This window comes from Niameybacter massiliensis, assembly GCF_001282685.1.
GTDB classification, from domain to species: Bacteria; Bacillota; Clostridia; order Lachnospirales; family Cellulosilyticaceae; genus Holtiella; species Holtiella tumoricola.
The window spans coordinates 2,208,451-2,223,466 of the sequence record NZ_LN875035.1; the positions used below are offsets into that span (position 1 = coordinate 2,208,451).

A 15,016-nucleotide genomic window follows, 5' to 3' on the forward strand; every position below is an offset into this window, starting at 1 on the left:
CCTCTCTCCTTGTCTATTTATCGTCGGCAAATAGTCCTGCCCACTTTTCAATATTTTCAAGCGCTAAGCCAGTACCTTGCGCTACACAGTCTAATGGATTTTCCGCAATATTAACAGGCATACCTGTTTCTAAACTGATTAGTGTATCTAAACCTGTAAGAAGTGCACCACCACCTGTAAGCATAATACCACTTTCCATAATATCTGCTGATAATTCTGGTGGTGTTTTTTCTAAAGTAAACTTAATTGCTTCTACAATGGCATTAACAGGCTCTTTAATTGCCTCTGTTACCTCTTGAGAAGTGATTGTTAAGATTTTTGGAAGTCCTGTTACAAGGTCACGACCTCTAATTTCCATTGTATTGTTTTCACCTGTTGGATAAGCTGCACCAATTGTAAGTTTAATTTGTTCTGCTGTACGTTCACCTATCATAAGGTTATATTCTTTTTTAATGTAAGATACAATATATTCATCAAATTCATCTCCAGCAATACGAAGAGATTTACTTGCTACAATACCACCTAATGAAATAACTGCAACGTCAGTTGTACCACCACCGATGTCTACAACCATATTACCTGTTGGCTCTCCTACTCTAAGATTAGCCCCAATTGCAGCAGCCATTGGTTCTTCCATAATAAGTGCTTGTTTTGCACCTGCTTTAATTGTTGCTTCCTCTACTGCACGTTTTTCAACTGATGTAACACCTGATGGTACACAGATAATCACACGTGGTTTTGGTGAAAATAATGATTGCTTGTAAGCTTTACCAATAAAGTAACGAATCATTGCTTCTGTTGTTCCAAAGTCTGCAATAACCCCATCTCTAAGTGGACGAATTGCTACAATGTTACCTGGTGTTCTACCGATCATTTTTTTAGCTTCATCACCTACAGCTAAAATTTGGTTTGTTTTTTCTTTTATTGCTACTACTGAAGGTTCGTTGACTACGATACCTTTACCTTTTACAAATACAAGTGTATTTGCTGTACCTAAGTCAATTCCCATATCTCTTCCGAACATAATTAGTTCCTCCTACCATGTCAATTTCATCTTCTGATCCTATTTGAATTCAATTAATTCATCTAATTTATTCATCATCCTATAGAATTTGCATAAAATCCCACTGTTAACATGATACAGTCTTTTTCGTTGTTTTTCAACATAAAAACTGCATTTACTTTATAAATATTTTAGAGATAGCCCTGCTCTTTAAAACTAATAAATAAGCCATCTCCAATAATAATGTGATCTAGCAACCCTATTCCTAACATTTCTCCAGAAGATTTTAACTTATTTGTAATTTGAATGTCTTCTCTACTTGGTGTTGGATCACCACTCGGATGGTTATGCAAAGCTATGATACTATATGCAGATTTTAAAATAGCACCTTTAAATACTTCTCTTGGATGAACAATTGAAGCATTTAAACTTCCTTTAGATATCGCTTCATACCCCAAACACTTACATTTGGTATCTAAATAGACAACTAAAAATTGCTCTATCTTTTTATGCCTTAAGTCTTCCATAAAATAATTGGCTACATCTTTTGGTGATTGCCACTTCATTTTATGACTATACGTTGTTTGTGATAGTCTTTTACTCATTTCTAATAAAGTTAAAATCTGGATTGCTTTAACTTTTCCTATACCTTTAATACGCATTAAACGTTCTAGATTATTTTCATAAAGTCTAAGCAAGTTAGTACGTCCTTTTTCATCGACTAACAGCTCTCGAGCTATATCCATACTGCTTTTTGTTTGAGTACCTGTACGTATAAGAATAGTCAAAAGTTCTAGATCACTTAAGCTTTGCTCGCCATATTTCAAAAATTTTTCATATGGTCTTTCTTCTAATGGAAAATCTTCAATCTTCATAATGGTAACTCCTTTTATAACCTATTAAATGATTACCGATTATTTTCAGATTTATACTAATTTTTAAGATTTTATTTCAGAAGACCTTACTTTTTATAGGTTAATAATACCTTGACTTCTTAATATTTTATACACTGTAGATATAGGCAAGCCAACTATATTAAAATAATCACCTTCTATTTTTTCTATAAAGTTACTTGCATATCCTTGTATACCATATGCACCCGCTTTGTCAAGTGGTTCACCTGTTGCTATATACCAATTCATTTCAGCTTCTTCGATATTTCGCATATAGACACTACTACACACTGCACACTGAATATGAATATTTTTGTTGATGTGATAAAGACTTATTCCAGTATAGACCTCATGCTTGTCACCGCTAAGAGCAGCAAGCATCTCTTTAGCATTTGAGGCATCTTTAGGTTTTCCTAATATCTTATTTTGATGTACAACAACTGTATCACATCCAAGTACCCATTCTTCTTTAAAACTTTCGGCTACTGCATATGCTTTTTTACTCGCTAAAGTCTTAACATTTTCTTCAGGTGTTAAACGGGCATCTATACTTTCTTCTACTTCTTTTGTTTCTATTTTAAAATCAACAGGAATAAGTCCCATTAATTCCTTTCTTCTCGGCGATGAAGAAGCTAAAATCAATTTACACATATGACTCTCCTTAATCAAATCTTTTTATAAATAACTATACCACCAATCATTCCTAACACACCTGCTAAGCTGATTTTAATTTGCACTTTAATAACTGCTGCTAAAATACCAAAATCCACACTAACAGGTTGCTCTAAGCCAAATACTTGACTATAGTTAAGGAAATCTAAAAACGGAACTCTTGCACATAAATCTCCTATAAAATACCCCACTGTTAACCCTGCTAACATACAAAGTAATAAAACCCAAAAGCTTTTTGTTTTCATTTAGTGCCCCCCTCACTTTTATCTTTTGTTCATTCAAAAATCTTCTTTATTGTACCATATTTTAATTCTTATACATAGGTACTAAAAATAAGATTCTAGAAGATTATCTACACTAAAAAAGAGATTGTTTAAACAAACAATCTCTTTTGACTTAACATTATAAATTATGAACAACTAATGCATGTGTTGGACATTTACTTACACATTTTCCACATCCAATACATAAGTCTGCATCAATGGTTGCAAGTGCATTTTCAAGTTTGATGGCGCCTACTTCACATTGTTTAAGACAAAGTCCACAACCAATACAACCTACCTCACATACAGTCTTTACATTCTTCCCTTTATCATGAGACATACATTTGACTTGATACTTTGTTTCGCTCTGACCTATGTATATAAGATGTCTTGGGCAAGCTGCAACACATGCACTACATGCTTTACATTTTGCCTCATCCACAGTTGCTAAGCCATTTTCTATAGTAAGTGCATCAAAAGGACATGCCTTTACACAACTTCCAAATCCTAGACAACCATATGCACAACCTTTTGGTCCATTGCCTACTAAATGTGCATCTTCACAACTTTCAATACCTTCATAGTTATATTTAAGCTTAGCTTTATCCATTGTGCCTTGGCATCTTACAATGGCAACTTGTTTTGCACCAACTTCATTTGTAGCTCCCATAATTTCTGCAATAGCAGCTTTTTGTTCATCACTACTTACAGGGCAACCATTTGTTTTTGCTTCTCCATTTGCAACTGCTTTAGAAAAAGCGTCACAACCTGCAAAGCCACAACCACCACAGTTAGCCCCTGGAAGTTGATCACGTATTGCACTTACACGTTCATCTACTGGTACTGCAAATTTCTTCGAAGCAATACCAAGTCCTACACCAAATAATAATCCCATACTTCCTATTGCAAGAATAGGATTGACTATTTCCATGATATTCATCTTGTTTCCCCCTTCTATTTAATAAGGTTTTGAAAACCTAAAAATGCTATAGCCATAAAACCTGCTGAAATAAGTGTAATAGGGAAACCTTTTAAACAAGGTAATATATTGTTTTTTTCAATACGTTCACGAATTCCCGCAAGAAGTACAATACTAATAGTGAAACCAGCAGCTCCACCTACACCATTAACAACAGACTGAACAAGTGAATAAGATTTTTGCATATTGATAATGGCTACCCCAAGTACAGCACAGTTAGTCGTAATAAGTGGTAAGTATACCCCTAATGCTGAATATAAAGATGGGCTTGTTTTTTGAATAACCATCTCTACAAACTGTACAAGTGAAGCAATAACTAAAATAAATGCTACTGTATACATATACTCTAACTTAAGTGGTACAAGAATAAATTCAAATACAACATAAGAAATTAATGATGCAAGCCCCATAACGAAGGTTACTGCCATTCCCATTCCTAATGCGGTTTCAATTTTTTTAGATACACCCAAGAAAGGACAAATCCCTAAGAATCTTGAAAGTACAAAGTTATTTACTAGTGCAGCACTTAAAAATAATAGTAATAGTTCCATATTCCGCCCCCTACTTCTTCTTTGCTCTCAGTGCATTTAAAATAGCCATAATAATCGCTAAAGTAAAGAATGCACCTGGTGCCAAAATCATAATAATAGCTGGGTCATAACTTGCAGGCATGACTTGTAACCCTAAGATCGTTCCCGCTCCTAATATTTCTCTTACAACACCAATCATCGTAAGAGCAATGGTAAATCCAAGTCCCATACCTAAGCCATCCCAAAGAGAAGGTAGAACTTTATTTTTAGAAGCATAAGCTTCTGCTCTTCCTAAAATTAAACAGTTTACAACGATTAGAGGAAGGAATAATCCAAGTTGTGCATGTAATGCTGGAATATAAGCCTGTAAAAGTAAATCAATCATTGTAACAAAACTTGCAATGATTACAATAAAGGCTGGTATACGCACCTTAGAAGGAATACATTTTCTAAGTAAAGAAATAACTGTATTAGAACAAAGTAAAACAGCAGTTGTTGCAAGTCCCATACCTATAGCGTTATTGGCACTTGTTGTAACAGCAAGTGTTGGACACATACCTAATACTTGCATAAATGCTGGATTATCTGTAATAATCCCCGCTTTTAAGCGTTCGATAAGCGTTTTCATCTTAATATTCCCCCTTTTCCCAGTTAGCTTGATGCGCTTTCATATATTCAGTTGCCACATTAACGCCATCTACAACTGCACGTGTTGTAATCGTTGCGCCTGTAATTGCCATAATTTCTCCTTGACCACTAGAAGTCTTACTTACTTCAAGAGGCGTTACTTGCCCTGGAAATTGCTCTTTAAAGCTATCAAGAGTCATATTTGCGCCAAGACCTGGTGTTTCAGCATGACTTAGAACTTGAATACCTGCTAGATTTCCATCTGCTTGCATACCTACTAAAAGTTCAATACTTCCACCAAACCCATCAGGATACACTTTTGCTACTGCACCTGTATACGTACCATTGTCATATGTTACAAAAACCGTTTCAAGACTTGGTGTATCTGTAACTATTACTTCTTCCATTTCTTTTGCACTAGGTAAAAGTTGTTGTACAGCTTCTTGCTGTGACTTTTCTTTACCCTGTGCAATAATAGGTGATGTTTTTGCATTAATAAATCCAAGTAAACCACCACAAATAGTCGTGATAATAAGCAAAACTGCTCCAAGTTTTAATGGTTCTCTCATGCTTTACCACCTCCAAAACGTACTGGCTTAACAAATTTATCAATAATAGGTACAACTAAATTCATAATTAAAATACTGTAGCTTACACCTTCTGGATAACCACCAAAGAGTCTAATAACAGAAGCAATAATACCTGCACATACCGCAAAGATAATCTGCCCCTTTAAGGTCATAGGGTTTGTTGTATAATCTGTTGCCATAAAGAATGCACCAAGCATTGCCCCCCCTAAAAATAAAGAAGTAAAGCTTGCTTGTACCCCTACTCCTCCAAAGAGCAATGTCATTACAAACATTGTAACTAAATAGCATACAGGAATATGCCAAGTAATTACTTTTTTATAAATGAGGTATAGGCCTCCTAATAAAATAGCAAGTGCTGATACTTCACCTAGACAACCTCCAATATTTCCCACAAAAGCATCTAACATAGTTGGCATGGCTAATACATTTTGTGTTTTTAAAGCTACTAGAGGTGTTGCACCTGCTAAGGCATCAACTGCTGTGGCCGCACCTACTACATCGGATACAGGCGCTACAGTTCCAATAAAACGTTCTGGTATTTCAAAACTTGTCATAGCTTGTGGATAGGCTGCAAGTAAGAACGCACGTGCAGCTAATGCTGGGTTAATGAAGTTTTGTCCAATACCACCAAAACATTGTTTAGCTAAAATAATTGCTACAAAAGCACCTATAATAGGCACATAAATAGGTGCAGTAGCTGGTAAGTTGAAAGCTATAAGTATACCTGTTACAACTGCGCTTAAATCTTTAATCGTTAATGGTTGATGGGTAAAGTGTTGCCATATGGCCTCAAATGCCACACAAGATGCAACTGATACAACCGTAAGTAATAATGCTCTCATCCCAAATAAATATGTACCTACCAAGAGTGCCGGTATTAAAGCAATAATAACATCGCGCATAATACTAGAAACACTATGGGCTTGGCGTTGATGTGGTGATGAGGATACACTTAGTAATTTATCCATGTCTATTTCTCCCCCTGGCTATTTTTGTCTCACTCTATTTTTTGCTGTACGTATTGATTGTACTAATTGTCTTTTTGCAGGGCACACATAAGAACAACTACCACATTCTATACAATCCATTCCATAATACGCTTTAAACTCATCATCCTCATGGTGTAAGGCTGCATGATGTAAGGCATTAGGTACCAGACGCATTGGACATGCCTGTATGCATTTGCCACAGCGTATACAATTAGATGTTGGTGTTGCATCTACTTCATCTTCCGTTAAACATAAAATAGCTGAAGTTCCTTTACCAATAGGTACATCTACTGAACTAAGAGCTGCCCCCATCATTGGCCCTCCTGAAATGACTTTCACAGTTGCTTGTTCATCCCACCCTGCTGCTTCTAGTACATCTCTAAAACTCATACCCAATCTTATTTTAAAGTTTGTTGGATTTTTAACACCATTTCCTGTTACAGTAACGATTCGTCTCATAATCGGTCTACCCTTTGTAACCGCTCTCCAAATGGCTACAATGGAATCTACATTAAGAACAATAGCTCCGACATCTGCTGGCAACTTCCCACTAGGTACTTCTAAACCTGTTGTCGCATAAATCAGATGTTTTTCTGAACCTTGAGGATATTTGGTCTCAAGGACTTTTACTTCTATTTTTGATTCTTTTTCACATAACCTACTCATATTTTCTACTGCATCCATCTTATTGTCTTCAATACCAACAAATGCTGTTGCATCTTTGAACATATGCAATAAAATTTTCAGTCCTGCTATAATGCGCTCACCTTCTTCTAACATTACCCTGTGGTCAGAAGTGAGATAGGGTTCACACTCAGCACCGTTTACTATAATATGTTTAATTACCTTATCTTTTGGTGGTGATAACTTAATGAACGTCGGGAAAGTTGCACCACCCATCCCAACTAAACCAGCTTCTTTAATAATAGCTACAATCTCTTCACTGGTAAGTTTTGTATAGTCCTCTACTCCACCATCTTTTAACTCTAATATCTCTTCATATGTAAAATCATTTGTTACAACAACGCACATTACAAGATGCCCTTGATGGTTCACTCTCTCTTCTACCACTTTAACGGTTCCTGATACACTACTGTGAATAGGGGCACCCACAAAACCTGTTGGCTCACCAATTTTTTGTCCAACTAACACCCGATCTCCTTTTTTCACAAGTGGCTTACATGGGCTACCAATGTGTTGTTGCATTGGATATACTAATTCTTCCTTAGGCAATAAAAGCTCAATTGGTTTGGCATTAGTAAGTTCTTTGTGATACTTAGGGTGTATACCCTTTTTAAAACTTAAGTGCTTCATTGTACTCCTCCCTTTCTCTGTCTTACTTTTAGTAAAATGTGAGTATAATAACTATAAGAATAAGACAATTTTTGACCTATCCTATAAAAATTATAAACTTAATAATCCGTTTTCTCAACCAATTTGGGATAAGTTTATTATTTATCAATGTTTACACTATTCTTCCAACATTCATACAATGCCTCTACATTATTTTTAATAAAGTTCTCGACCCACTCTAGAATTTCTAAATCCTGTATAGGCACCCCCTCTAGCATCCCTTTAATTTCTTCAGTATCACATATAAAAATTTGCTTCCTATAATGATGCTCATAAACATAGTGAATATCTGATTTAGCCAGAATCAGTGTTTTCATTGTACTTGCCACATCCCCTATAGGTAAACGATCAATATGATCGTAGCGTAGTTTTCCAATAATACAAGTTCCCTTCCCTTCTTCACTTGTAACCTTTAGCTCTCCTTCACACTCTACACATAATTGACTAAATAAAGGAAGACCTAGCCCTACCTTCCTCAATGTTCTTGTTGTCGTAAATGGATTGGTCACAGTAGCCTTAATACCTTCTGGTATCCCTTTACCATTATCCTCAATCGAAATAGTCAGCCAATTACTCTCAGGATCTTCATCTACAATAACCTTAATCCAATTTGCCTCTGCCCTAATACTATTTTGTACAATATCTAAAATATGTAGTGATAACTCCTTCATCTTAAGCACCCTTTCTCCCTGATTAGTTTATACTTTTTCAACTATTCTCTCTATAATATCAGAACCTCATTCCTATTTCATCTCTTTTATTATTCCAAATAATGATATAGCTACAAAAAAAAGAGACTGTCCTGTAACAGTCCCTCTTTTCACCTATCTATTTTGAAAGGACTCTCACATTAATAATGTCATCAATATCTAAGATATTTTGAACATTTTGATCGGTTACTTTTGTATCCGTATCAATCATTGTGTATGCCCATTCTCCTTTACTCTTGTTAAGCATATCTGAAATATTAATGCCTTCTTCTGCAATAATATTTGTAATCTTTCCAATCATAGCAGGTATATTTTTATGTATAATTGTTAGTCTAAATGCAGCATTCCATGACATCTCACATTGTGGGAAATTTACTGAGTTTACAATATTACCATTTTCTAAGTAATCTTTCACCTGTTTAACAGCCATCACTGCACAGTTTTCTTCTGATTCAGGTGTTGAGGCTCCTAAATGTGGAATGATTAAAATATTAGGATGACCAATAAGTCCATCTACCGGGAAATCTGTTACATATTTTTCAACAATTCCCTCTTGAATTGCTCTTAGTACGGCTTCGTTATCTACTAAAGTATCACGTGAAAAATTAAGAATACGCACACCTTTTTTCATTTTTGCAAAAGCTTCATCATTAAACATATTCTTAGTCGTTGGTGTAAGGGGGACATGTATCGTAATATAATCTGCCTCTGTTAAAATTTCTTCAAGTGAAAGTGCATGATGAATATGACGTGAAATCCCCCACGCTGCATCAACAGATATATATGGATCATAACCTATAACATCCATCCCAAGCGCTTGTGCTGCATTAGCAACCATAACACCTATTGCACCAAGTCCTATAACCCCTAACTTTTTACCTAGAATTTCTGGTCCTATAAAAGCACTTTTACCTGCTTCTACTTCCTTAGCTACATTTTCTGTTAATGTCCCTGCCCAGTTAATGCCTTCTACTATTTTTCTAGAGGAAAGCAGAAGGCCTGCAATGACAATTTCTTTAACCGCATTTGCATTAGCACCTGGTGTGTTAAAGACAACGATTCCTTTTTCTGCACAACTTTCAACGGGAATGTTATTCACACCAGCACCGGCTCTTGCAATAGCTTTAACATGGACTGGTAGTTCCATATCATGCATCTTGGCACTTCTTACTAAAATTGCATCTGCCTCTTCTAATGAATCTTGAACAAGATAATTTTCTCCAAATAACTTTATCCCCTTAGAAGAAATTTTATTTAAAGTATAGATTTTATTCATTTCATCGCCTCCTTATGCTCAATCTCAAATGCTTTCATAAAGTCGACTAATGCTTTTACACCTTCTATAGGCATTGCATTATAAATGCTTGCACGCATACCACCTACACTCCTATGTCCCTTCAAGTTGACAAGTCCACAAGCTGTAGCGGATTTAACAAAGGCTGCGTCAAGTACTTCATCTCCTGTTACAAATGGTACATTCATTAAGGAACGATCTTCTATTGCTGCTGTTCCTTTAAAAAGTTCAGATTGGTCTAAGAAGTCGTAAAGAAGTGCTGCTTTTTCTTTGTTACGTGCTTCAATAGCAGCAACACCTCCTTGTGCTTCTACCCATTCAAATACAAGTTTAAGCATATAAATAGCATAAGTTGGTGGTGTATTAAACATAGAATCATTATCTACATGTGTTTGGTAGTTCAACATAGTTGGTATAATCTCATCTGCTTTTCCTACCAAATCCTCACGTATAATGACAACTGTAACACCTGCTGGCCCTAAATTCTTTTGAGCACCTGCAAAGATTACACCATATTTTGTGACATCGATAACTTCAGACATGATGCAAGAAGATAGATCCGCTACTAATGGTACATCACCCGTTTCAGGTAATGTTTTAAATTTCGTACCATAAATGGTATTATTTTCACAAATGTAAACATAGTCAGCATCTTTGTCAAATTGACTCTTCTTATAAGTTGGTATATGGCTATAAGTATCAGATTTGGAGGATGCAATCACATTAACCTTCCCAAATTTTTTAGCTTCTTTAATGGCTTTTGATGACCAAACACCACTATCAATAAAATCTGCTTTTTTTGAACCCACCATCAAATTCATAGGTACCATTGCAAATTGAAGTGAAGCACCACCTTGTAAAAAAAGCACTTTATAATGATCCGGTATATTCATCAGACTACGAAGCTTTGCCTCTGCTTCTTCAATAATCTTCATATACGCTTTGGACCTATGGCTCATCTCCATTACACTCATTCCTGCATCTTCAAAGCATACAAGTTCTCTTTGTGCTTTTTCTAATACTTCAAGTGGTAATACAGCAGGTCCTGCTGAAAAGTTATATACTCTCATCTTGACATCCTCCTCTTAGATTCTTTTACACTTTAGTGTAGTATAATGTTAAATTATAGATAATTTCTATTAATTAGTCAATAATTTTCTGAAACTTTTAGAATAATGATGCCAAGTTTTATTATTTTTTCATTTTAGCTTAATGTCGCTACCATAACAGCTTTTATAGTATGCATACGATTTTCAGCTTCATCAAATACAACAGAATACTTAGATTCAAATACTTCCTCTGTTACTTCATTTTCTTTAACTGCAGGCAAGCAGTGCATAAAAATCACATTTTCATTTTCAGTCTTAGTAATAAGATCCATATTAATTTGGTAAGGCTTTAACATTTTAATACGTTCTGACGCTTTTTCTTCTTCACCCATTGAGCACCATACATCTGTATAAAGTACATCTGCCCCTTTTACACTATTAAGATCTTCTGTTATAGTTAAACTCCCCCCACTCTTCTTAGCATATGCTGTACAAGTTGTAACTAGACCTGACTCAGGCCATAAACTTTCTGGTGCAATAATAACCATATGCATACCCATTTTACAACACCCAATCATAAGACTATTGGCCATGTTATTACGTCCATCTCCAATATAGATAAATTTCTTTCTTTTTAAGCTCCCTAAGTGCTCCTTGACAGTAAGGAGGTCTGCTAAAATCTGTGTAGGATGATACATATCTGTCAATCCATTGTAAACAGGTACACCACTATACTCTGCTAACTCTTCTACTGTTTTTTGAGAAAAACCTCGGAATTCAATAGCATCAAACATACGGCCAAGTACACGCGCTGTGTCTTTAACACTTTCTTTATAACCTAGTTGGATATCATTTTTACCTAAATACTCTGGATGTGCACCTTCATCCGTACATGCTATTGTAAAAGCACAACGTGTACGTGTGGAAGGTTTTTCAAAAATAAGAGCTACATTTTTTCCGTTTAAAGTCTCTCCTTTAATTCCCATCTTTTTCTTTGCTTTAAGTACTGCTGCTAGTTCTAGTAACTCTCCTATTTGCTCACTTGAAAAATCATGTAAAGTTAAAAATGATTTACCTTTTAATCCAAACATATCATCACTCCTAATTTATATTTATTTAATAATTTGTATTTTTATAAATATTATACTTCAATATTTATTTAAATCAATAGTTTTATAAAAAAATCCCATGCAAATTTTATGCATAGGATTTTTTATGTTCTGATTCATAATACTCTATAATTTGTTTGTAGTCTTCAACAAAATAATCTGCTTCCTGCCTAAGAACTTCTTCCATTTCCGCTACTTGACGGTCACGAATTGCACAGATAGTCATCCCTGCTCTTTTTGCCGCAAGTACGCCATTAGGTACGTCTTCAAAAGCTAGACAGCGTGTAGGTTCAACGTCTAAATCCTTTGCAACTTGCTGATATACATAGGGATAAGGTTTTCCTTTTTCTACTTCACAAGAGGTACGAATACTTGCAAACTTTTGACGCATACCATGTGCCTCAAGTACAATCTCCACTAATTCATGAGAATTACTTGTTGCAATGCCCATCTTAATATCTTGTGATTCTAGATATTCCAAGAACTCACGCACATGTTTTTTTAGTGGCACTTGTGCTCTATAGAAGTCAGATGCCATCTGATTCCAATCTGCTTTAATCTTTTCTACACTATCTTCAAGCTGAAAACGGTTTTTAACATATTCAGCCGTCTCTGTAAAACTCATACCTTCAAGTTCTGATTCAAGCATCTCATCTACTTCTATACCATAACGACCTAAATAATCTTCATCAATTTTAGACCATACCCACATAGAATCTACTAATGTTCCATCTAAATCAAAAATCACTGCATCAAATGTACGTTTCATACCATTCCCCCTCAAGCTAATATTTTTTATCTAGTTATTCATTGTTAACTGACCAAGTTCTTCATCTGTTAATTGACGATATTCACCAATTGCTAATGCCTCTGGTAATTTAAAATCCCCCATACTTACACGTTTTAAATAGGTTACTTCCTTACCTACAGCTTTCATCATACGCTTCACTTGATGGAACTTACCTTCTCTAATTGTAATATAAACCTTAGAAGTTTCTTCATTTGCCTCTATAATTTCAAGTCCTGCTGGCATACAAGGTTTTGCTTCACCAATCTCTACACCTGACTCAAAAGCTTCAATATCAGCTTCTACTACCTTACCATTTACCTCAGCATAGTAACATTTATCTACATGCTTCTTAGGTGATAAAAGACTATGTGCCATTTTTCCATCATTGGTTAAGAGAAGTAATCCTTCTGTATCTTTATCTAACCTTCCAACAGGTGCTAAACTTCTCCCTTTTGTTACAGGGTCTAAAAGATCCATCACCGTTTCTTGTCTTGGATCTTCGGTTGCAGTAATATAGCCTGCTGGTTTATTTAAAATATAGTAATAAAAAGGCTTATAGTCTACTACTTCCTCACCTAGTGTAACAACTGCTTCACTAGGGCTAATACTACATTCTGGACGTTTTTCAACTTCCCCATTCACTTTGACCTTTTTCTTTTTTATAAGTTGTTGGACTTCTGAGCGAGAACCATATCCTGTATGCACTAAATATTTATCAAGTCGCATTTTCTTTTCTATCATTTTATATCTACCATCATTTCTTATTATATTTGTCTCATGTAAAGCATCTATCACATCATACGCCAATTCGTAGCATATAAGTTTTTAAGTGTTCCATTTTGACTTTTTACCCATCCTAAAGGATGTCCCATTACGCCTATTACATTAAAACCTTTTGGTGCTTCTATAAGTAGAGTCTCACCTTTTAAGTATTTTATCACATTTGCATCTTCTATTTGTAAGTCGATATAATTTTTAAACATTTCTTTTGGATAGGCTAAAGCTAATACTTGTGAAGGATCAAAACGTTTATTTTTAACCTCACCTAAATACATCCCACTGCGTATCACACGAAGCCCTTCTAAATCCGGTGCATCTTCTGTTTGTAAGTAAATTTTATTTTTAAGTTCAATAATCGGTGTATTAATATCTAGATGTGTATTTGTTTCAATAAACTCTTTTAAAATAGGAATATCTTTAATACGCTTTTTAATAGATAGACGCTTAGTTTCGTCAAAAGCCTCACCTAATTTTTGAATAAGACATACAAAATGCCCTTCACCCTTTAAATGATGTGGCCACAATCTTAACGCTCCACTTAGAGTATCTTTTTTAGAATCACTCCATTCTGGTCTGCCTTGTTTAATGCCACCAACACCTGTTAAAGGTATAATCTGACAATCAGGATGTTTTTCTAAAAATGCTTCTATCATTCCTTCATTTTCTTCTGGTGAAAAGGTACAGGTTGAATACAGCATCATCCCATCAGTTTTAAGCATTGTGTAAGCATCTTCTAATATGATACGTTGAAGGTTGCAGCAATGTTCAATACCATGAGTCTCCCAACTCTTTACTGCATTTTCATTTTTTCTAAACATTCCTTCACCTGAACAGGGCGCATCTATTAAAATTTTATTAAAATAACCTTTGAACTTGGTTGCTAAACGTTCAGAGGTTTCTGCTGTAATCATGCTATTACGTATACCAAAGTTCTCAATATTTTTCATCAAAGCCATAGCACGCGTCGCACTAATATCATTACTTACAAGTAGTCCTGTTTGACCTAACCTAGCACCTACTTGTGTAGATTTACCTCCAGGAGCAGCACAAAGGTCTAGTACTTTATCTCCTTCTTCAATTGGAATATAAGCACCTGGTGCCATCGCACTTGGTTCTTGCATATAATAAAGCCCTGCATGATAGTATGGATGCTTCCCTGGTCTATCCCCTTCTTGATAATAGTAACCTTCCTTACACCAAGATACAGCTTCTAGCCCTTCAAAAGGACAAATGTTATCCCATGCTTCTTTCCCTAACTTTAATGTGTTTATGCGAATGCCTTGATATTCTGGGAAGCTATAACTGTCTAAATACGCTTCAAACTCATCTTGTAGAAGTCCTTGTATCTTTTCTTTAAACTTAACTGGTAATTCCATTTTATGTCC

The 15,016-nt window shown here is 35.3% G+C and carries 17 protein-coding genes; all 17 read right to left on the reverse strand.

The window, feature by feature from the left end; all coding sequences use genetic code 11:
• Positions 1-13: 13 nt before the first annotated feature.
• Positions 14-1,024, reverse strand: a complete 1,011-nt coding sequence (locus tag BN2390_RS16005; protein ID WP_053985315.1) for a rod shape-determining protein — start codon at positions 1,022-1,024, stop codon at positions 14-16.
• 170 nt (positions 1,025-1,194) lie between these two features.
• The gene (radC, locus tag BN2390_RS16010) at positions 1,195-1,878 is read right to left on the reverse strand and encodes a RadC family protein (protein ID WP_053985316.1); all 684 of its coding nucleotides are present in this window, start codon (positions 1,876-1,878) and stop codon (positions 1,195-1,197) included.
• Between the two features lie 93 nt (positions 1,879-1,971).
• Positions 1,972-2,547 (reverse strand): Maf family protein, encoded by a 576-nt coding sequence (locus BN2390_RS16015; protein ID WP_053985317.1) that lies wholly within the window; start codon positions 2,545-2,547, stop codon positions 1,972-1,974.
• 14 nt (positions 2,548-2,561) lie between these two features.
• The gene (locus BN2390_RS16020) at positions 2,562-2,813 is read right to left on the reverse strand and encodes a DUF4321 domain-containing protein (protein ID WP_053985318.1); all 252 of its coding nucleotides are present in this window, start codon (positions 2,811-2,813) and stop codon (positions 2,562-2,564) included.
• Between the two features lie 157 nt (positions 2,814-2,970).
• Entirely contained in the window at positions 2,971-3,771 is an 801-nt protein-coding gene (locus BN2390_RS16025) for an RnfABCDGE type electron transport complex subunit B (protein ID WP_082238825.1), read from the reverse strand.
• Positions 3,772-3,785: 14 nt separating this feature from the next.
• Entirely contained in the window at positions 3,786-4,361 is a 576-nt protein-coding gene (gene rsxA, locus BN2390_RS16030; RefSeq protein WP_053985319.1) for an electron transport complex subunit RsxA, read from the reverse strand.
• A gap of 10 nt (positions 4,362-4,371) precedes the next feature.
• Complete coding sequence (rsxE, locus tag BN2390_RS16035) at positions 4,372-4,968, reverse strand: electron transport complex subunit RsxE (protein ID WP_053985320.1); 597 nt, start codon at positions 4,966-4,968, stop codon at positions 4,372-4,374.
• A gap of 1 nt (position 4,969) precedes the next feature.
• Positions 4,970-5,536 carry an RnfABCDGE type electron transport complex subunit G gene (locus BN2390_RS16040; protein ID WP_053985321.1) on the reverse strand — a complete coding sequence of 189 codons (567 nt, stop codon included), beginning with the start codon at positions 5,534-5,536 and terminating at the stop codon, positions 4,970-4,972.
• Positions 5,533-6,525: an RnfABCDGE type electron transport complex subunit D gene (locus BN2390_RS16045; RefSeq protein WP_053985322.1), complete on the reverse strand. Its 993-nt coding sequence runs from the start codon at positions 6,523-6,525 to the stop codon at positions 5,533-5,535. The genes BN2390_RS16040 and BN2390_RS16045 overlap by 4 nt, the downstream gene beginning before the upstream one ends.
• 18 nt (positions 6,526-6,543) lie before the next feature.
• The gene (rsxC, locus tag BN2390_RS16050; RefSeq protein WP_053985323.1) at positions 6,544-7,860 is read right to left on the reverse strand and encodes an electron transport complex subunit RsxC; all 1,317 of its coding nucleotides are present in this window, start codon (positions 7,858-7,860) and stop codon (positions 6,544-6,546) included.
• A 137-nt stretch (positions 7,861-7,997) separates the two neighbouring features.
• On the reverse strand, positions 7,998-8,570 hold the full coding sequence (locus BN2390_RS16055) for an ATP-binding protein (RefSeq protein ID WP_053985324.1): 573 nt from the start codon (positions 8,568-8,570) through the stop codon (positions 7,998-8,000).
• 157 nt (positions 8,571-8,727) lie between these two features.
• Entirely contained in the window at positions 8,728-9,885 is a 1,158-nt protein-coding gene (locus tag BN2390_RS16060) for a phosphoglycerate dehydrogenase (protein WP_053985325.1), read from the reverse strand.
• On the reverse strand, positions 9,882-10,973 hold the full coding sequence (gene serC / locus BN2390_RS16065; protein ID WP_053985326.1) for a 3-phosphoserine/phosphohydroxythreonine transaminase: 1,092 nt from the start codon (positions 10,971-10,973) through the stop codon (positions 9,882-9,884). Before serC ends, BN2390_RS16060 begins: the two co-directional genes overlap by 4 nt.
• 134 nt (positions 10,974-11,107) lie before the next feature.
• Complete coding sequence (argF, locus tag BN2390_RS16070) at positions 11,108-12,043, reverse strand: ornithine carbamoyltransferase (RefSeq protein WP_053985327.1); 936 nt, start codon at positions 12,041-12,043, stop codon at positions 11,108-11,110.
• A 106-nt stretch (positions 12,044-12,149) separates the two neighbouring features.
• The gene (locus BN2390_RS16075) at positions 12,150-12,830 is read right to left on the reverse strand and encodes an HAD family hydrolase (protein ID WP_053985328.1); all 681 of its coding nucleotides are present in this window, start codon (positions 12,828-12,830) and stop codon (positions 12,150-12,152) included.
• Positions 12,831-12,860: 30 nt separating this feature from the next.
• Positions 12,861-13,592, reverse strand: a complete 732-nt coding sequence (locus BN2390_RS16080; protein ID WP_053986349.1) for a pseudouridine synthase — start codon at positions 13,590-13,592, stop codon at positions 12,861-12,863.
• Between the two features lie 50 nt (positions 13,593-13,642).
• On the reverse strand, positions 13,643-15,007 hold the full coding sequence (locus BN2390_RS16085; RefSeq protein WP_053985329.1) for an RsmF rRNA methyltransferase first C-terminal domain-containing protein: 1,365 nt from the start codon (positions 15,005-15,007) through the stop codon (positions 13,643-13,645).
• Positions 15,008-15,016: the final 9 nt, after the last annotated feature.